The following is a 16,485-nucleotide window of genomic DNA, read 5'->3' as shown; positions in this document are numbered from 1 at the left end:
GTCGATTATATCAAACACCCAAAGATTCAGTCGCATCAACGGTTTGAATCATCATCCATCTTAAGAACAGCCATGAATGCTTCCTTGGGGTACTTCAACAGAACCCACTTGTTTCATGCGCTTTTTCCCCTCTTTTTGTTTCTCAAGAAGTTTGCGTTTACGAGAGATATCTCCACCGTAACACTTCGCAAGAACGTTTTTCCCCATAGATTTTATCGTAGAACGGGCAATAATCTTTTGTCCGACTGCCGCCTGGACAGGTACTTCAAATTGTTGTCTTGGAATGAGGCTCTTCAGCTTTTCAACGATTAGCTTCCCACGCTCGTAAGCAAAGTCTTTGTGCACGATAAAGCTCAGTGCATCCACTTTTTCTCCGTTTAGTAGGATATCCATCTTCTGAAGCTTCGATTCTTTATAACCAATCAATTCATAATCAAACGATGCGTAGCCTTTAGTGCTTGATTTTAGTGAATCGAAGAAGTCGTAAACAATCTCAGATAGAGGAATCTCGTACAAAATGTTGACACGAGCAGATGACAGATAGTCCATCGTCAAGAAGTTTCCGCGTTTTCTCTGGCATAGTTCCATAACAGCGCCGACGTAATCTTCAGGGACCATGATAGAAGCCTTGACATAAGGCTCTTCCATCTTGTCAACTTTTTGTGGGTCTGGCATCATCGACGGATTGTCGACACGAAGCATCTCCCCATTTGTCATGACGACATTATAGATAACGGATGGTGCCGTTGTAATCAAATCAATTTTAAATTCACGCTCAATACGCTCCTGAATGATTTCCATGTGCAACAGCCCAAGGAATCCACAGCGGTAACCAAACCCTAAAGCTTGGGAGCTCTCCGGTTCAAACTCAAGAGCCGCATCGTTCAATTGAAGCTTTTCAAGTGCTTCGCGGAGGTCGTTATACTTCGAGTTATCAATCGGATAAAGACCACAGAACACCATTGGATTCATTTTACGGTATCCCGGCAATGCTTCTGTCGCTGGTTGCGATGCAAGTGTGATCGTGTCCCCTACATTTGAATCTCCAACATCTTTCATAGATGCTGTTAAGAACCCAACATCTCCGACAGTCAGTTCTTCGCGTTGCACAGCTTTTGGTGTAAATACACCCGTCTCTACAACGTCAAACTCTTTCCCTGTTGACATCATGCGAATACGGTCTCCCGGCTTCACTGTTCCTTCAACGATACGGATATAACAGATAACGCCTCGGTATGGGTCAAATAATGAATCGAAAATCAACGCTTTTAGCGGTGCTTCTGGGTCACCGGTTGGTGCCGGTACTTTTTCTACGATCTGTTCAAGAATCTCTTCGATTCCAATCCCCGCTTTTGCTGACGCAAGAACGGCTTCTGATGCATCGAGTCCAATGACTTCTTCCACTTCACCACGAACGCGCTCTGGATCGGCTGCAGGAAGGTCGATTTTATTGATGACTGGCAAGATTTCCAAGTCGTTATCAAGTGCTAGATACACGTTTGCTAGTGTTTGCGCTTCAATCCCTTGTGCTGCATCGACAACAAGGATGGCACCTTCACAAGCTGCTAGGCTTCGTGACACTTCATAGGTAAAGTCGACGTGCCCTGGTGTGTCGATCAAATGGAAGATATACGACTCACCATCTTTTGCAGTGTACTGCAGTTGTACGGCATTTAATTTGATTGTGATCCCACGCTCACGCTCTAGATCCATTGAATCCAAGAGTTGGCTTTTCATTTCCCGGCTGGTTACGGTCTGTGTCTTTTCCAAGATACGGTCAGCAAGTGTTGATTTTCCATGATCAATATGAGCGATGATGGAAAAGTTACGGATTTTCTTTTGTCTATTTAAACGATCTACGTTATTCATTTTCGTCCACTCCTAATTAAGCTACAACAAATTATAGCAGAATCGGGCGTGAAGTGATACGCAAATCGCATGCGATTATAAGATGGCACCTAAAGCAGTGGCAATTTGATGAATCGTCGCCTCCACTTCTTGAGGTGAATTTTCAATTTCACCAAGTTCAAAAAGAAATGTTCTTGCTGCAAGAAAATATATTCCTGCTGGATTTTTTGAACGACACGTGGTCAGAGTGCATCTGCGGTCATCCATTGATTTCCGAGCCCAACAATACATACTTTCCCCGGAGAAAATGGAAATGTTACTTGAAGCTGTGTCGTTGCAAAATCTTGTATTCTTTTTAAACCTTCCACATCTTCCACTGCCAAGTCTAAAGACTCAATAGAGACAAATGAATGATTGTGTTCATTCGTAAACGAGGTCACTTGAATACCATGATCTAATGATTCTACTTTTTTCTCAATGTCCGGAAACGATTCTATTCGTTCAAGCTCTAGTTCATTATTCCTCATACGTTTCACCTCAAGATAGTTTGTACTGGTGTCAAGTAAATATTCTTTGCATTTAAATATTGCAATAACGCAAAAGGTTTGTTAAAATGATTCTTGTTGTAATTGAACTGAAATCAATTAACAAGTATCATCTCATCCTTAGTAGGAGGTGAAAGGAATGCCAAACATTAAATCAGCTATTAAACGTGTGAAGACTAATGCTGCTGCAAATGCACAAAACTCACAAACAAAATCAGCTATGCGTACTGCTGTAAAGCGCGCTGAAACTGCTGTAACTAATAATGATGAAAACAAAAATGATTCAATCAAAGCTGCTATCAAAGCTGTAGAAAAAGCTGCTTCAAAAGGCTTGATCCACAAAAATGCGGCTGCGCGCAAAAAATCTCAGTTGATGAAAAAAGCGTAAGTTTTTGCATCAATTGTTCACCTACAGAAAAAGAGCTGTCCCCTCCTTGGGGACAGCTCTTTCTGTTTGTATAGGGTAGTTAATTTGCAAGTAGGTAGAGCTCCAAAATACGCTCTTTTTTCATATGAGAAGATTTCAGTTGCATGTCGACTTCGGCTAACTTTTTTAGCTTTTCCACAAGTAATTCTTCTTGGTCAACCAGCGGGTGTTCCATCATCAGCTTGACTCGGTAAGGATGCGCTTTAATTTGTCCGGCAATCTGTTGATTGTGGTAGCCCAATTTCTTGTAGTAGCCCACTTGAATCAGCAGACGCAACTGACCGGCTAGCAGAGCAACAAGTTTTAAAGGCTCTTCTTTTTGCTTTAATAGTTCATTGTAGATAGCGACGGCTTTTTGTTTGTGGTTCAGCAAATAGGCTTCCGTCAGTGCAAAAACATTCTCTTCGAGAATCGGTGATGCCACTTCCTGGTAATCTGCAAGTGACACTTCGTCTTCTTTGGCAAAGATGGCTGCTTTATTGATTTCGTTTCGCTTGAATGAGAGCGATAACGGAGTCGCAGCAATCCAGTTCACGAGTTCATCCGCTGGTTGTTTACCGTGAGAACGAAACTGTGAGATAACCCAGCTCTTCTGATCATTTTCAGAGAGAGGATTTGCTTCAATAACAACCGCCACTTGTTTTAGCTCTTTCACTACTTTCTTTCGTTCATCCAGTTTGTCGTATGGAGCTACGAAGATTACTGTAGCCGTATCAGTTGGATGCTGGAGCCAATAAAGAAATTCTTTTTGTGGGAACGTATCTTTCTTTTCTTTTTCTTTGTCTTTCACTGCAGCTCTTAAAAATGCGGGATTGTGTACAACAATTGCCTTTTTTTCAGAGAAAAAGGGCATCGTGTCTGTCTCCAACATCACATCATCAATCGATTGCTGATCCATATCCATCGTGAACCATTCTTCAGAATCAATTCGAGATTGGATTCGCTTAATTGTTTCATCTCGTAGATAGGCCTCACTGCCGACAATCACGTAGAATGGCGCGAGTGGTTTGTTTAAGATTTCTTGCCACTGCTTGGTAATCATGAGAGACACCTCTCTTTCTCTCTTATTATACAAAAATTGTTCACATCATTGTGTGTAGATTTTTTTTATTGGATTGTTTATACTTAAAAAGACATAGGAGGGGTTTAGATGAACGAATTTGAGCAAAATGTACAGTCAAAGCGTAATGACGCTATTGACTCAGGAATAGGTTTTGTGGCCTCTTTTGGATTCTTCACAATCATGTTCTTTGTAGCTGTAGTCATTCAATACGTAGCTTCTTAAGAAGCGCCACACCGACACCCATTTGGGTGTCTTTTTTATTCGAATGTCTTAAATGTTCGGGCCCCCGAAGGATCTATAACTAACTCAATAGTGCCGAACTCATGCGTGCCGAGATACGGGATTCTCTTTGCTTTCAAGCGTTCCAACACAATTGTGTGTGGATGGCCATAGCGATTGTTTTCGCCTGCACTCCCTATAGCCACTTTAGGATTCAGAGCATCGAGCCACTGTTGAGTAGAGGATGTCTTGCTTCCATGATGTCCTAATTTGATCACGTCACTTTTTTTCAAATAGTCCGCATGAAGCCGCAACATCATATTCTCTCCTTCCATCTCCAAATCTCCAGACAACACCACTTTTGTTCCGTAAACTTCTGTAACCGTTACGATTGAGCTGTCATTACCCTGATACGCACCTGGAACAGGTAACAACACAACTCGCATGGAATCTGATGATAGCTCAATTGGTTCCGTCAGTTCATGAACTGGTATGTCTTTCTCTTTTGTCACTTCGAGCACAGCTTGAATCTCTTCAAGTTCAAGTATTCCTTTTGGAACAATTAGCTGACGAACTGCAAAGTCTTCTAAAACCTCCTCAGCACCCTCTGTATGATCTGCATCTGCATGGGTGAGTACAAACACATCTATCGTGGAAATCCCTTCAGCACGAAGATACGGAGTCACAATAGACCTCCCTACCTCGTACCCCTCTCTTTCTTGCCAAGCTTCTTTAGAAAATGACGTAATGCCTCCTGCGTCAATTAGTACAATTTGTTGGTTTTGTGGGAATTCGATCAATGTGCTGTCCCCTTGCCCTACATAAAGAAACGATATTTTTGCCTGTTCATTTAGCAGCGGCACAGCCTGCCATAGTACACAACCGCTTAGGCAAATAGCGACAGCGGTCACAATTCTTTTTTCTGCAATATAAAAAATGCCGCACACAAATACAACGGTAACAAGGAAAATCGAACGCGTTGATGGTGGAGTCCAGACTGCATAGGGAAGCTCTGCGCTGAGCTCGAAAAAGAATTGGATCAATCCACGAAACCATTCATAGTAAGAGATGAGTGGTAGTTGTTCGAAAGGAAACAAAGAATAGAGTGTATAGAAAAAGCTAAAGGGCATGATGACGAAAGTGAATAAAGGAATAGCAATTACATTCAGTGGAAACGATATAAGGGAAAGTTGCTGGAAGTGATAAAGAATAACGGGAAGTACTGCCAATTGGCAGACGATGGTGGTGAGAAAAGCAGAAAGCCAAATAGAATTGTGGCGAAGAAGGTTTGTCGAAAATACAAAACTAGTTACCGCTAAAAAGGATAATTGATAGCCCGGTTGAAGTAAATAAAAAGGAAAATAAAGAAGTGTCAGGAGAAATACACCTGCTAATAAATCAGACGGTGGAATTTTGACTTTAAAAATGACGAGTAGCGTTGCCACGAAAATCAACAACGAAGCTCTAACTATCGAGGGAGCGCCTCCTGCTAAAAACATATAAAACGGCACAAGCGCAAGTATGGAAAAATAAATATGAAGCCTCCTGAACGAGAGCATCAATAGAATTTTATAGATGACTCCAGTTAACAATGCTACATGTAGCCCCGAGATAGCAAACAAATGAGACAACCCAAGCTTTTGATAAAGCCGCTGAGAATCGGCATCTGAAAGCGAGCGATCCCCAATAGTCAAAGCTAGGAATTCATCTTGTAACGAAAGAGGAACTTTCAAAACAACTTGTTCATGGATGTGGTGTCTAATGGAAGCCATCCACTTACGAACCTTCCAGACGAACGTCTCCGCTTCGCCTACGACTCGCAGCGCACTCACTTCGTAGCTGCCAGCTGCTCCTTTTGAAAATAAATACGTTTCGAAAGAAAATTCAAATGGATGACTGGATTGCCTTGGCTCCGGCAACGCACCATCTAGCTCAAGCCGTCTCCCTGTCCAGTTCTGTTCATCAAATTCCTTTGCCTGTTGCTCGCTTTCGATCTTATATGAGATGAATACACGTGTCCCCGTTTCAGTGATTACAAAAGCTGTCAACCGGTCGCCATCAAGTTTCATCTGTTCCGTCATCGTTGCTTGAAGATGTGGTATATCTTCTAACGGCGCAGGCACGCGAAATAGCGCGTATCCATAAAAACTAAGACCAAAGACAAACGTTATAAGAGCGACCGTCCTAGAAATGCGCCAGCTACAAAATAGCGAAATACCAAGGACCCCAAGTAGATAAAAGAGTGAATTCCATGCACTGAAGCAGCCAAATATGGCTGCTCCCGCTAAGTAGATCCAGTTATTTTGTAACTTTCTCGCTACGACCAAATAAGGCATCCACCTTTTCCGTGTAAGCCTCAATCTTTTCTTGTTCGCCAGGCTTTGTTGCTAGTTCATGCAACAATTCTCGCACCAAATCTTCTTTTTCCGAAGCTAAGAAATCCACCTTGCGAGGATCAAATGGTACGTGTAACACTTCAATACCCGCCTGCTCTAATAGCTCGATTGCATATGTATTGTTCTTGTAATCCATCGCATAATAAAGGCGTTTGATTCCCGATTGGATAATCGATTTCGTGCACGGCAAGCATGGGAAATGCGTCACATATAAATCCGCGCCGCTAACAGACACACCATATTTCGCACATTGCAGTAAGGCATTCATTTCTGCATGAATCGTGCGGACACAGTGATTATCAACCACGTAACAGCCTTGATCGATACAGTGATCACCTCCTGAAATCGAACCGTTGTATCCTCCAGCGATGATTCGGCGGTCCCTAACAATAACAGCTCCAACGGCGAGTCGAGTACAGGTGCTTCGAAGTGCTAACAAATGACACTGGGCAAGAAAAAATTGATCCCACGTTATTCTCTCCATGGCGATTCCCCCTTTTTTACAAGTGTACCTATTGAAAATCGATATCGTCAACCTACTTTACACGAATCAAAGGACGCAGTTGTTCAAGCGTCTTGTCACCAATACCGTCCACTTCTGACAAGTCGTCCACTGTCTTGAATGGAGTCGTTTCCCTGAATGCCACAATGGCAGCTGCTTTTGCCGGACCAATTCCGGGTAGCGTTTGAAGTAACGTTTCATCAGCTGAATTGATATCTATTAAATCCGACTCTGCTTCAGTTGTGGCGGCCACTTCACCAATCATGGGGATATAGATGGATTCTTCGTCTACTAAAAGCGCTGCTTGATTGATTTGATTGCTGTCACTTACTTCAAGTAAGCCACCGGCTGTTTCAATCAACGAGATTAAGCGGCTCCCCACCGGCATTTCATAAACACCCGGCTTCTGTATCGCCCCTTTAATTTCCACGACAATAAATTCAGGTTCGGTTTGAACGGGTTGTTGTTGTTGTTCAGTATTGGAACTGTCTAGTAATGGAGTCAGTTCGGGTTGTGGACTGCGGGTCATCATCCAGATGATAAATAAAATGAAGAGGGTTCCTGCAGCTAAGGAGAAATAAAATGTAGAAGTTTTGTAGAACGGTTTTAAGTGGATAAAAAAACCTCCCAGTTTGGGGGAATCGCAGGAGATAGTCTCACTATACTGCAATTGCCCCAAATCGGGAAGTGTTATTTTGTAGCTTGAATAAAATGGCGCAGCTCGGCGTGTTCAGTACCGAAGATCTCCGGCGCTTCGGAAACAGTCGAGAATCCCGCTTCTCGAAGCCATTTATTATAGGAGTCTATTTCAAAAGTTCGTTGGTAATGGTGCTCTTCAAAACGTTCGTATACGTCTTCTTCTGTTCTTACAAAGAACGTAATATCGTGATAGACAGAATGAGGCTCTTCCCCCCGCTCTGTGCTCCACATATAGGCTACATCTTCGTCTTCATAGAGAAAAGGACCATCAAGATAGGCTTCGATTTTTTCTATCGAATGCACGTCGAAAAACAGTTTGCCGCCTGGCTTTAGTGATTGAAATACTCTTTCAAATGTCTGCTTAACTTGTGCCTCGTCAGTGAGATAGTTCAACGAATCTATAGCGATGACTACCACGTCTACCGGAGACGTGACCACGAATTCTGTCATAGATGCACAGTGAAAAGCAACCTGTGCTTCTTCTTCAAGAGCTTTAGTAGTCGCCTGGTCGATCATCTGTTGTGATAGATCGATACCGGTAACATTCGCTCCCATATGAGCCATTGGAATAGATAATGTTCCAGTCCCACAACCTAGGTCTACAACAGTTTTGTCGCACAAATCGCCGACTTCATGGACCATCCAAGCCAGATAATTTTCGTACGGAATGTCGGCCATCAATTCGTCATATACGTGTGCAAAACGTTCGTACATCATTAGTCTGCTGCTAGCTCGATGAACTCGATCGGAGCATCTCCCCAAAGACGTTCTAAGTTGTAGTAGTCACGCTCGTCACGGTGGAAGACATGGGCAACCACGTCGCCAAGGTCAATTAGTACCCAACGACCTTCATCATACCCTTCCATGCGTTTCACATGAATCTCTTGTTGTTCCGCTTTGTCTTTGATCTCTTTTGCAATTGCTTGTACTTGGCGATCTGAATTGGCATGGCAAATCACGAAGTAATCGGCAATTGGAGAGACCCCTTGCATGTTGAGGACTACAATGTCTTGTGCTTTTTTATCATCTGCAGCTTGTGCTGCTACTTTCATTAATGTTTCAGAGTTCATTCGATCTTCCCTTTCTTATCTCCAGCAATCGTTATAACACATTAGTGAATCCGGATATACCGTTTGTTTTTGTTTGAGTAGATGTTGTAATGTATGGCGTACCCCGTATTTCATCGCAAGATCTAAATCTTGAGCGGCAAACTCCCGAAGCTTCTCTACTTTCGGAAAGTTTCTCGACGGTTCAATCATATCGGCCACATAAATCACTTTTTCAAGTGCAGACATACCGGCTCTCCCAGATGTATGGTAATAAATCGCATTCAAGACATCATCATCATGTATCCCAAATTCTTCTTTAGCCACAATACTTCCTACTGGACCATGCCACAGTTCATGATGAAAGTCGAGTAGGTCTGGATTCAACTCATGATCTTTTATTTGTTTGGCCATCCATTCCATATCGGCATATTTGCAAATATCATGAAGGAGTCCAGCGAGTTCTGCTTTCCCCGGGTCGATTCCCACTTGTTCAGCTAGAGTCATCGCTGTATCTGCCACTCCAATTGTATGGATATAGCGCTTCTCTGTCATGCGAGTGCGAATGATAGGTAGCAGGTCACTTCGGTTCCACATAGAGACCCTCCTTTTCACAATAAGCTGCCACAGATTGTGGCATCAAAAATCGTGTCGAGATGCCTTCTTGAAGACGTCGACGCAGTTCTGTTGACGACACGTCAAGTTGTGGAATCGTCACGAATCGGACGGGATAGTCGGTTTGTAGAGAGTAGCCAGGACGAGGCACCGCGACAATTGTGACAAGATTCACGAGCTCATCTATCTTGTACCAATCTCGTAGCTTCTCTACTTGATCGGCCCCTATTAAAAAGAAATATTCGGTTTCTTCGTGGGTCTCCACAAGCTCTTTCACTGTATCAAAAGTGTACGACACACCACCGCGTTCTAGTTCGATCGTCTCAATAGAACTTTCTGGCAGCTCCTGAAGCGCTAACTCCAGCATATCGAGTCGATGTTCATCAGTTACTCGTGTATTTTTATCCTTGAATGGGGACTGAGCAGCGGGAAGAAAGTGCATCTCATCTAACCCCAGTGCTTCTTTAATTTCACTAGCAATCAGCAGGTGCCCATAATGTGGCGGATTAAAGGTACCCCCTACAAGACCTATTTTTTTCATATTAAGCGCGTGGCAATAGAATCTTTTTCTTGTTCACAGATTCTTTATAAAGTACGACTGTGAGACCGATCAACTGAACAAGCTCAGCGCCAGTTCCTTTAGCTAACTCTTCCGCCACTTCGTGTTTGTCTTCTTCACAGTTTTGCAAGATAGAAATCTTGATCAATTCTCGCACTTCAAGAGCTTCTTGAATTTGTTTAATCATTTGCTCATTCACGCCACCTTTTCCAACTTGGAAAATGGGTGCTAAATGATGTGCTTCACTGCGTAAAAATCGTTTTTGTTTACCTGTTAACATGGTTGTTCTCCTTCTTGACGAAATATCGTCGTTCGTATTTCTTGTTGGTCAGGCTGAATGCCTGTCCAGAGCTCGAATGCAAGAGCTCCTTGTCCTATCAACATAGACAATCCGTTCATCGTAGCAGCCCCTTGTACTCTAGCCTGCTTTAAAAAGACCGTTTCCGGTGGCGAGTAAATAATATCTACTGCTAGCATCTCTTTAGTCCAAATTGGATGAGAAAGCGGCGTCGCAAGACTGTCCATTCCAACAGACGTAGTCTGAATGACCACATCAAAAGTTGCAAAGGACTTCGTCACTTCTTCTATTGGCACTACTTTTGCACCGAAGTCTGTTGCAAGACTTGTTGCTTTTTCGACTGTACGATTTGTAATGGTGACGTCATTGATACCTTTTTGTGAAAGAGCAGCTACTATACCCCGTGATGCCCCTCCAGCTCCCAAGACGAGAACTCGAGTTGATTGTGTAAGACCTGGTATGTTTGCAAGCAACCCTAGACCATCCGTGTTGTAGCCGACCCATTTGTTGCCACTACGAACAACAGTATTGACGGCACCTGCAAACTTTGCTGAAGCATCTAGTTCATCTAGGTATTCTAAAACCTCTTCTTTGAAGGGCACAGTGACATTAAACCCGCTGCATCCTAAAAGAGCTAACGACTCCACTGTTTCTTTCAGCTTGTCTCTTTCAACAAAGATCGGAATATAAGATGCGTCAATGGCATTCTGTTGAAACCAAATTTCATGCATCTTTGGTGAGATGGAATGATGGATTGGATTCCCAAGCACGGCATACCACTTCTTCATAATATTAAATGAGCGATGGGCGAACCATCACTGCAACTCCTTTAGGAACATGAGCGGCTATAACAACATTTGCTGTTTGACACGTGATCCATCCGAGTCCTGAGAACACGATGTCTGTCTTCGGTGTTTTGATCGAAAATTCATGACGTACTAGTTCTGGATAATTTTCGGCCACATCTTTACCTGGTGGTGACAATAGGTCACCTTTATGTTCAGCATATAGAGCATCTGCGTTAGACAACTTCGTCCGATGAATCGTCAGTTGGTTAGACAAGTGCGCAGTAAACGCTGAGCGTTCACCTTTGATAAAATCAAAACGCGCAAGGCCTCCAATAAATAAGGTTTGTTCCGGATTAAGCTGATAGACCTTCGGCTTGATTTCATTTTTAGGTAAGATCAATTTAAGCTCAGATGGTGCCACATAGTGTGCAATCTGATGGTGATTAATAATTCCAGGAGTGTCGCAAATAAATTTGCCATCGTCCATAGGAATTTGGATCATATCAAGTGTTGTTCCAGGGAACTGTGAGGTCGTGATGACTTGGTCTTCCCCAGTAGCTTGTTTGATGATACGGTTAATAAAAGTAGACTTTCCTACGTTTGTAGAGCCCACAACATACACATTTTCACCTTGGCGCAAGTGTTCAATTGTTTCCATGGCTTCCACCATACCTTGGCCCTTCGCCGCACTGACGAGTAGAATATCAGTTGTCTGTAAGCCTAGTGATTTGGCTTCACGTTTCAACCAATTGATCACTTTATTTTTCTTCACAGACTTCGGTAACAAATCCGCTTTATTGGCAATCAGTAAAACCGGATTGCTGCCGACGAATCGGTGAAGACCTGGTAACCAGCTGCCATTAAAATCGAAGATATCAACGATTTTTACAATCAGACCTTTTTGGCTACCTAAGCCATTTAAAATCTTTAAGAAATCATCATCCGTTAACTCGACCGGCTGAATCTCATTGTAGTTTTTCAGGCGAAAACAGCGCTGACAGATTACTTCTTCTTTTTCTAAACTTGATGCGGGTGCATACCCTAATTTTGTAGGGTCTTGTGTTTGAATGGCTACACCACAGCCAATACATTGTAGTTGTTCCATTAGGATTCATCTCCCCACATGATATGACCTTGGCGCTTTAGGTGACTAAAGATGCGTCGCTCAACTAATCGATTAAAACGAGTAAAGAACCCGTCTGATTTCGCGACAGGAATGACTAGAATCGTATGCAGTTTCAATCGATTGCCACCTAATACGTCCGTCAACAACTGATCTCCAATCACAACAACTTGTTCTCGTTTCAGTCCCATCAAGCGAAGAGCCGATAAAAACGCTTTGCGGAATGGCTTTCTCGCTTTATAAATAAACGGAATCTGCATCGGATCAGCGAAAGCCTTCACTCGCATTTCATTATTATTGGATACGATTGTTACTTGAATGCCCGCTTGCTGCATAGAAGTGAACCATTTAACCAGCTGTGGCGTTGCGTCTGGACGGTCCCACTCAACCAGCGTGTTATCTAAGTCTGTGATAATACCTTTGATTCCTTTTGCAGTTAACTCTTCAGGGGTTATTTGAAATACACTCTTCACGAATTGAGAAGGTATAAAATTGTTTACCACGTGCTACACTCCACTCTATTACATACTCTTTCGCCATTATAGCATATCTGCAAGTGGCTCTCCTACTTGTACTTTGTTCCCTGCCTGCACGGAAGGTCTCCATTCTAGAGCATCTTTTGGCGAGAGAACGACTACAGTGGAACCAAATGCAAAGTAGCCAACTTCTTGTCCTTTAGTCCATTCGTCTTGAGTTGGTAGCAACTCGATTGAATTGACGAACATGGCACCCACTTTAATTACAGCAAAGTCATGTTCTCCTGTATCAACAATGGATACGACACGGAAGTTGTCACTGATTGGATTCTTTCCATATTTTAAACCGAGCTGATTGACCGGATAGGAAAAGCCACCCGACTTATATTGTTCTTGCACGTTTCCTGAAGCAGGTGCATGGATACGGTGATAATCCGCAGGACTTAAATAAAGAACCATATACTGGCCGCCTATGTAAGAAGCCGCTATTTCTGGTCTTACAAGCAGTCGTTCCACTGAATAGTCCTGTCCTTTCACAGAAAATGTTCCATGTTCTGTAATTTCCCCAAATGATTCAACCTTTGCATCTACGGGACTTACAAAAGTCTTCGGATTCTGATCAACTGGACGAACTTGAGGCTGCAGTTGACGTGTAAAGAAGTCGTGAAGTGTCTCGAATTCTCCTACAGATTTACTCGCAAGTGTAGGGTCGATACGGAATGTTTTGATATAAGACGGTATGATCCACTTGCTTGCTTTGGACGTGGTAAATGTCTTTAGTAAACTCGACGTAGATGGCCGATTAGTTAGCTCGATAAAACGTTGATAGAGGTCTCTTTTCACTAAATTCGTTCCTTTCACCCTATGATTTCCCATCATTTCGGAGTATACTAATAGGATAAACTATACGTGAGGGGAAACCATATTGATATTTTTAGAATCTACAATGGAGCGTCTGGCACGCTTGAAGACTCAGGCAGCCAACCTCCTTACCATCATGAATCTTGCCTTTGGTGGCGCCGCCATTTTGGTAACCATGAATGACAAATTTGCACTTGCCGTCCTATTTATATTTGTTGCTGGACTTTTAGATCGTTTCGACGGCATGACTGCACGTAAGCTTGGGATTGAATCTGAACTTGGCAAACAATTGGACTCGATGAGTGATATCATTTCATTTGGTATCGCGCCTGCATTACTCATTTACGCGTATGCAACACATGAACTTGGCACGCTCGCAATGGTCGTAACAGTCTTGTATATCGCGTCCGGTGCTTTCCGCTTGGCTCGGTTTAACATTTCCGAATCTAACGGCTTTTTTACAGGTCTGCCAATCACGGCAGCCGGAGTTGTGTTGACACTTAGCTATTTTGCAGTGCCCTATGTTCCAGCTGTATTTTATTTATTTTTCATGATCTTGTTGTCGTTCATGATGATCTCTACATTTTCATTACGCAAAATCTAACCCGCTCACTTCGAGCGGGTTTTGTTATTTCCCTCCACGACCAAGTTGGTCAAGATGTGGAAGGTGGCACGTTGACTTTAGCCGACCTACTTCCCAGTCCAGTACTCCTTGTCGATAAGCAACTGGCTTACAAAGAGTTAACGTCCCATATGTACCAATGGTTGCACGTTTTAGACGAACGAGAAGTAGACATCTTTCAATATCGGTACGGTCTGTTTCACTACAAGCCGCTCACACAAGTAGCTCTCGCTGCAAAGCTTGGAATATCAAGGAGCTATGTGTCTCGTATTGAAAAACGGGCTCTTGTGAAGCTGTATCAGATCATAAAAGCTAAAACTACGTTGTAACATGAAAACAGAAAACCGCCATTTGGCGGTTTTTTGTTTCTCTTCGAACCTCTATAAATGGTCTACTACATGTAAGACGACTTGAGTAGAGTTTTTGGCTGCAATCGGCAAAAATTCATCAAAGCTCATTGGAGATTCTTGTCCTGCAATATCCGATAGAGCGCGGATAACAACAAACGGTGTCTCGAACTGATGACACACTTGTGCTACAGCAGCTGCTTCCATTTCACATGCAGCCATTGTCGGGAAATGCTCACGCGTCTCTTGGATGCGTTCTGGAATGTGCATAAAAGAGTCACCTGTTGCAATCAACCCTGTTGCAGCATTTGCACCGATAGCTTCGATAGCCTGCTGTGCTTTTTCAATCAGAACATTATCTGCTTTAAATGCAGCTGGTAGTCCGGGAACTTGCCCCATCTCGTAGCCAAATGCACGAACATCCACATCGTGGTGACGCACTTCGGTAGAGACAACAATGTCACCCATTGTTAAGTTTGGATCATACCCACCAGCAGAACCTGTATTTATTACATAATCCGGCTTGTATTTTTCTAAAACGATTGTAGTAGTCATAGCGGCATTTACTTTTCCAATTCCGCTTTTCACAAGAATCAATTCATGGGAACCGTAGCGGCCAGAAGTAAATTCACTATTTCCAATCGTTTCAGTTTTTGCGTCAGTTAGAGCAGCTCGAAGATGCTCAACTTCTTGTTCCATTGCACCGATTACTGCAAGTTTCATAGTTATTCCTCCATTATGGCAATTCGTTCAATACATCCATCTTAGTTGGTTTCCAGCCTTCGCCGTCCACCCACTCTAAATAAACACGGTATTTTTCTGATTGATCATTTGATGTGACGGTTCCAATAGATTTTTGGGGAGAACCGCCGTTCCCTAAAAAAATGGTAATCATGTTGTCTGGTGAAAGTCCTGTAGCATACTGGAGCGCTTGCAGCTTTTCATTCCAGTCTGTTGTTCCTTTTTCATAGCTTGATACATGATTTCCTGTTTGACTCGTGCCAACCGGTTGCCATGCACTGTTCACAATCGTTTCTTTCACTTTCGGGTCATCAGAAGGCTGTGTCGTGATTTCTTCCGTTTCTTCTTTATCGACGTTTTCAGATGACTCCGTGTCGGAAGCTTCGGTGTCGGAAGCTTCAGTTTCTTCTGCCTGGTCTTCTTCAGTAGAATCTGATTCTGCTAAGTCTTCAGACTCGACCTCTTGTTGTCCTTCGTCTTCAGCTGTTTGTTGCTGTTCTGTTTGTTGCGATTCTGTATCGGATGCTGTGTCCTGATCATTTGACGACAGCAGATTGACTAATGTAATGATGATGAGCAACCCTACTATTCCAAGTAGCGAATTGATTAGCAGATTAGCACGTTTCTTCTTTTGCAATTGCTGTCTACGCGATGTTTCTTGTGGCATAGTACTCACTCCTTAGTGTTCATAAAACCTCATTTCATCTTACTAGGAAACCGAGCCGCAAGCAACTGAACGCCATTGTTTGTCACGAAAATGAAAACTGCCTGACAGCTTGACCTGTCAGGCAATACGCTTCATTCGAACTATTAAGAAATCGAAACGATTTTAACGTCCATTTCGCCACCAGGCGTCAGAATTTTGACATTATCCCCAATAGTACGGCCAAGTAGACCTTTTGCAATCGGTGAATCGTTTGAAATCAATCCTTCTAGTGGATCCGCTTCTGCAGAACCAACGATCGTATATGTCTCTTCTTCCCCATCTGGGATTTCGATAAATGTAACCGTTTTCCCTAGTGAAACTGTATCATCGTTTGCATCTTCTTCAATAATGACCGCATTGCGAATCATGGATTCAAGTAAACTGATACGACCTTCGACGAATGCTTGGTCTTCTTTAGCAGAATCGTATTCCGAGTTCTCTGAGAGATCTCCGAAGTCACGAGCAACTTTGATGCGCTCAACAACTTCTTTACGTTTTACATTTTTTAATAGATCTAATTCTTCCTCTAACTTTTGCTTACCTGCAAGCGTCATCGGATATGTTTTTTCATTTGACACTCCCATACACTCCTTTAATCTTTAGC

21 protein-coding genes and 1 pseudogene are annotated in these 16,485 nt (G+C 42.9%); 4 read left to right on the top strand and 18 right to left on the bottom strand.

Going from position 1 to position 16,485, the window contains the following annotated elements:
* Nucleotides 1–35: 35 nt before the first annotated feature.
* Together lepA and CF394_RS13455 are read right to left on the bottom strand one after the other, a co-directional pair.
* Nucleotides 36–1,869, bottom strand: a pseudogene (lepA, locus tag CF394_RS13460) (translation elongation factor 4).
* 221 nt (nucleotides 1,870–2,090) lie between these two features.
* Entirely contained in the window at nucleotides 2,091–2,375 is a 285-nt protein-coding gene (locus CF394_RS13455) for a hypothetical protein (protein ID WP_094944293.1), read from the bottom strand.
* Between the two features lie 157 nt (nucleotides 2,376–2,532).
* On the opposite strand from CF394_RS13455, the gene rpsT reads away from it, so the two are divergent.
* Nucleotides 2,533–2,781 (top strand): 30S ribosomal protein S20, encoded by a 249-nt coding sequence (gene rpsT / locus CF394_RS13450; protein WP_094944291.1) that lies wholly within the window; start codon nucleotides 2,533–2,535, stop codon nucleotides 2,779–2,781.
* A gap of 79 nt (nucleotides 2,782–2,860) precedes the next feature.
* Here the strand turns inward: rpsT and holA are convergent, their stop codons facing one another.
* The gene (gene holA, locus CF394_RS13445) at nucleotides 2,861–3,862 is read right to left on the bottom strand and encodes a DNA polymerase III subunit delta (RefSeq protein WP_094944290.1); all 1,002 of its coding nucleotides are present in this window, start codon (nucleotides 3,860–3,862) and stop codon (nucleotides 2,861–2,863) included.
* Between the two features lie 108 nt (nucleotides 3,863–3,970).
* Here holA and CF394_RS13440 point away from each other — a divergent pair, with 108 nt between their 5' ends.
* Entirely contained in the window at nucleotides 3,971–4,105 is a 135-nt protein-coding gene (locus tag CF394_RS13440; protein WP_094944288.1) for a YqzM family protein, read from the top strand.
* Nucleotides 4,106–4,140: 35 nt separating this feature from the next.
* On the opposite strand, the gene CF394_RS13435 is transcribed toward CF394_RS13440, so the two are convergent.
* The 12 genes from CF394_RS13435 to CF394_RS13380 form a co-directional block, all read right to left on the bottom strand.
* Nucleotides 4,141–6,429 carry a DNA internalization-related competence protein ComEC/Rec2 gene (locus CF394_RS13435; RefSeq protein WP_207761733.1) on the bottom strand — a complete coding sequence of 763 codons (2,289 nt, stop codon included), beginning with the start codon at nucleotides 6,427–6,429 and terminating at the stop codon, nucleotides 4,141–4,143.
* A complete protein-coding gene (locus CF394_RS13430) occupies nucleotides 6,401–6,982 on the bottom strand; it encodes a ComE operon protein 2 (protein WP_094944285.1) in 582 nt (193 codons plus the stop codon). The genes CF394_RS13435 and CF394_RS13430 overlap by 29 nt, the downstream gene beginning before the upstream one ends.
* A gap of 52 nt (nucleotides 6,983–7,034) precedes the next feature.
* The gene (locus tag CF394_RS13425; RefSeq protein WP_165767566.1) at nucleotides 7,035–7,529 is read right to left on the bottom strand and encodes a ComEA family DNA-binding protein; all 495 of its coding nucleotides are present in this window, start codon (nucleotides 7,527–7,529) and stop codon (nucleotides 7,035–7,037) included.
* 161 nt (nucleotides 7,530–7,690) lie between these two features.
* Entirely contained in the window at nucleotides 7,691–8,416 is a 726-nt protein-coding gene (locus CF394_RS13420; protein ID WP_094944282.1) for a class I SAM-dependent DNA methyltransferase, read from the bottom strand.
* Nucleotides 8,416–8,769 carry a ribosome silencing factor gene (gene rsfS, locus CF394_RS13415; RefSeq protein WP_094944281.1) on the bottom strand — a complete coding sequence of 118 codons (354 nt, stop codon included), beginning with the start codon at nucleotides 8,767–8,769 and terminating at the stop codon, nucleotides 8,416–8,418. Before rsfS ends, CF394_RS13420 begins: the two co-directional genes overlap by 1 nt.
* Nucleotides 8,770–8,784: 15 nt before the next feature.
* Entirely contained in the window at nucleotides 8,785–9,342 is a 558-nt protein-coding gene (yqeK, locus tag CF394_RS13410; RefSeq protein ID WP_243370877.1) for a bis(5'-nucleosyl)-tetraphosphatase (symmetrical) YqeK, read from the bottom strand.
* Nucleotides 9,326–9,901, bottom strand: coding sequence for a nicotinate-nucleotide adenylyltransferase (locus CF394_RS13405; RefSeq protein WP_094944279.1), 576 nt, complete (start codon nucleotides 9,899–9,901; stop codon nucleotides 9,326–9,328). Before CF394_RS13405 ends, yqeK begins: the two co-directional genes overlap by 17 nt.
* A 1-nt stretch (nucleotide 9,902) precedes the next feature.
* Entirely contained in the window at nucleotides 9,903–10,199 is a 297-nt protein-coding gene (yhbY, locus tag CF394_RS13400) for a ribosome assembly RNA-binding protein YhbY (protein WP_094944278.1), read from the bottom strand.
* Nucleotides 10,193–10,987 carry a shikimate dehydrogenase gene (aroE, locus tag CF394_RS13395; protein WP_165767565.1) on the bottom strand — a complete coding sequence of 265 codons (795 nt, stop codon included), beginning with the start codon at nucleotides 10,985–10,987 and terminating at the stop codon, nucleotides 10,193–10,195. The genes yhbY and aroE overlap by 7 nt, the downstream gene beginning before the upstream one ends.
* 22 nt (nucleotides 10,988–11,009) lie before the next feature.
* A complete protein-coding gene (gene yqeH, locus CF394_RS13390) occupies nucleotides 11,010–12,110 on the bottom strand; it encodes a ribosome biogenesis GTPase YqeH (protein WP_094944275.1) in 1,101 nt (366 codons plus the stop codon).
* A complete protein-coding gene (locus tag CF394_RS13385; protein ID WP_094944273.1) occupies nucleotides 12,110–12,631 on the bottom strand; it encodes a YqeG family HAD IIIA-type phosphatase in 522 nt (173 codons plus the stop codon). Before CF394_RS13385 ends, yqeH begins: the two co-directional genes overlap by 1 nt.
* A gap of 36 nt (nucleotides 12,632–12,667) precedes the next feature.
* Nucleotides 12,668–13,465 carry a phosphatidylserine decarboxylase gene (locus CF394_RS13380; RefSeq protein ID WP_243370874.1) on the bottom strand — a complete coding sequence of 266 codons (798 nt, stop codon included), beginning with the start codon at nucleotides 13,463–13,465 and terminating at the stop codon, nucleotides 12,668–12,670.
* 64 nt (nucleotides 13,466–13,529) lie between these two features.
* Here CF394_RS13380 and pssA point away from each other — a divergent pair, with 64 nt between their 5' ends.
* Both pssA and CF394_RS13370 read left to right on the top strand, forming a co-directional pair.
* Nucleotides 13,530–14,069, top strand: a complete 540-nt coding sequence (gene pssA / locus CF394_RS13375; protein ID WP_439332878.1) for a CDP-diacylglycerol--serine O-phosphatidyltransferase — start codon at nucleotides 13,530–13,532, stop codon at nucleotides 14,067–14,069.
* A 71-nt stretch (nucleotides 14,070–14,140) separates the two neighbouring features.
* Complete coding sequence (locus tag CF394_RS13370; protein ID WP_094944272.1) at nucleotides 14,141–14,416, top strand: sigma factor-like helix-turn-helix DNA-binding protein; 276 nt, start codon at nucleotides 14,141–14,143, stop codon at nucleotides 14,414–14,416.
* A 51-nt stretch (nucleotides 14,417–14,467) separates the two neighbouring features.
* On the opposite strand, the gene mtnN is transcribed toward CF394_RS13370, so the two are convergent.
* The 3 genes from mtnN to greA form a co-directional block, all read right to left on the bottom strand.
* Nucleotides 14,468–15,157 carry a 5'-methylthioadenosine/S-adenosylhomocysteine nucleosidase gene (gene mtnN, locus CF394_RS13365; RefSeq protein ID WP_094944270.1) on the bottom strand — a complete coding sequence of 230 codons (690 nt, stop codon included), beginning with the start codon at nucleotides 15,155–15,157 and terminating at the stop codon, nucleotides 14,468–14,470.
* 13 nt (nucleotides 15,158–15,170) lie between these two features.
* Complete coding sequence (locus tag CF394_RS13360) at nucleotides 15,171–15,842, bottom strand: YrrS family protein (RefSeq protein ID WP_094944269.1); 672 nt, start codon at nucleotides 15,840–15,842, stop codon at nucleotides 15,171–15,173.
* A 143-nt stretch (nucleotides 15,843–15,985) separates the two neighbouring features.
* Nucleotides 15,986–16,459, bottom strand: a complete 474-nt coding sequence (greA, locus tag CF394_RS13355; protein WP_094944267.1) for a transcription elongation factor GreA — start codon at nucleotides 16,457–16,459, stop codon at nucleotides 15,986–15,988.
* Nucleotides 16,460–16,485: the final 26 nt, after the last annotated feature.

The organism is Tetzosporium hominis (assembly GCF_002265435.1).
Taxonomy (GTDB): Bacteria; Bacillota; Bacilli; order Bacillales_A; family Planococcaceae; genus Chryseomicrobium; species Chryseomicrobium hominis.
Note: the sequence above shows the minus strand (reverse complement) of the source record. Positions and strands in the feature narration are given on the sequence as shown.

Bases quoted from the DNA above. Each gene is read 5' to 3' on its own strand.
- mtnN (WP_094944270.1), bottom strand. From the start codon at position 15,157: ATGAAACTTGCAGTAATCGGTGCAATGGAACAAGAAGTTGAGCATCTT.
- yqeH (WP_094944275.1), bottom strand. From the start codon at position 12,110: ATGGAACAACTACAATGTATTGGCTGTGGTGTAGCCATTCAAACACAA.
- rsfS (WP_094944281.1), bottom strand. From the start codon at position 8,769: ATGAACTCTGAAACATTAATGAAAGTAGCAGCACAAGCTGCAGATGAT.
- yqeK (WP_243370877.1), bottom strand. From the start codon at position 9,342: ATGTGGAACCGAAGTGACCTGCTACCTATCATTCGCACTCGCATGACA.
- CF394_RS13360 (WP_094944269.1), bottom strand. From the start codon at position 15,842: ATGCCACAAGAAACATCGCGTAGACAGCAATTGCAAAAGAAGAAACGT.
- CF394_RS13440 (WP_094944288.1), top strand. From the start codon at position 3,971: ATGAACGAATTTGAGCAAAATGTACAGTCAAAGCGTAATGACGCTATT.
- CF394_RS13425 (WP_165767566.1), bottom strand. From the start codon at position 7,529: ATGACCCGCAGTCCACAACCCGAACTGACTCCATTACTAGACAGTTCC.
- CF394_RS13430 (WP_094944285.1), bottom strand. From the start codon at position 6,982: ATGGAGAGAATAACGTGGGATCAATTTTTTCTTGCCCAGTGTCATTTG.
- yhbY (WP_094944278.1), bottom strand. From the start codon at position 10,199: ATGTTAACAGGTAAACAAAAACGATTTTTACGCAGTGAAGCACATCAT.
- CF394_RS13455 (WP_094944293.1), bottom strand. From the start codon at position 2,375: ATGAGGAATAATGAACTAGAGCTTGAACGAATAGAATCGTTTCCGGAC.
- holA (WP_094944290.1), bottom strand. From the start codon at position 3,862: ATGATTACCAAGCAGTGGCAAGAAATCTTAAACAAACCACTCGCGCCA.
- CF394_RS13405 (WP_094944279.1), bottom strand. From the start codon at position 9,901: ATGAAAAAAATAGGTCTTGTAGGGGGTACCTTTAATCCGCCACATTAT.
- rpsT (WP_094944291.1), top strand. From the start codon at position 2,533: ATGCCAAACATTAAATCAGCTATTAAACGTGTGAAGACTAATGCTGCT.
- CF394_RS13420 (WP_094944282.1), bottom strand. From the start codon at position 8,416: ATGATGTACGAACGTTTTGCACACGTATATGACGAATTGATGGCCGAC.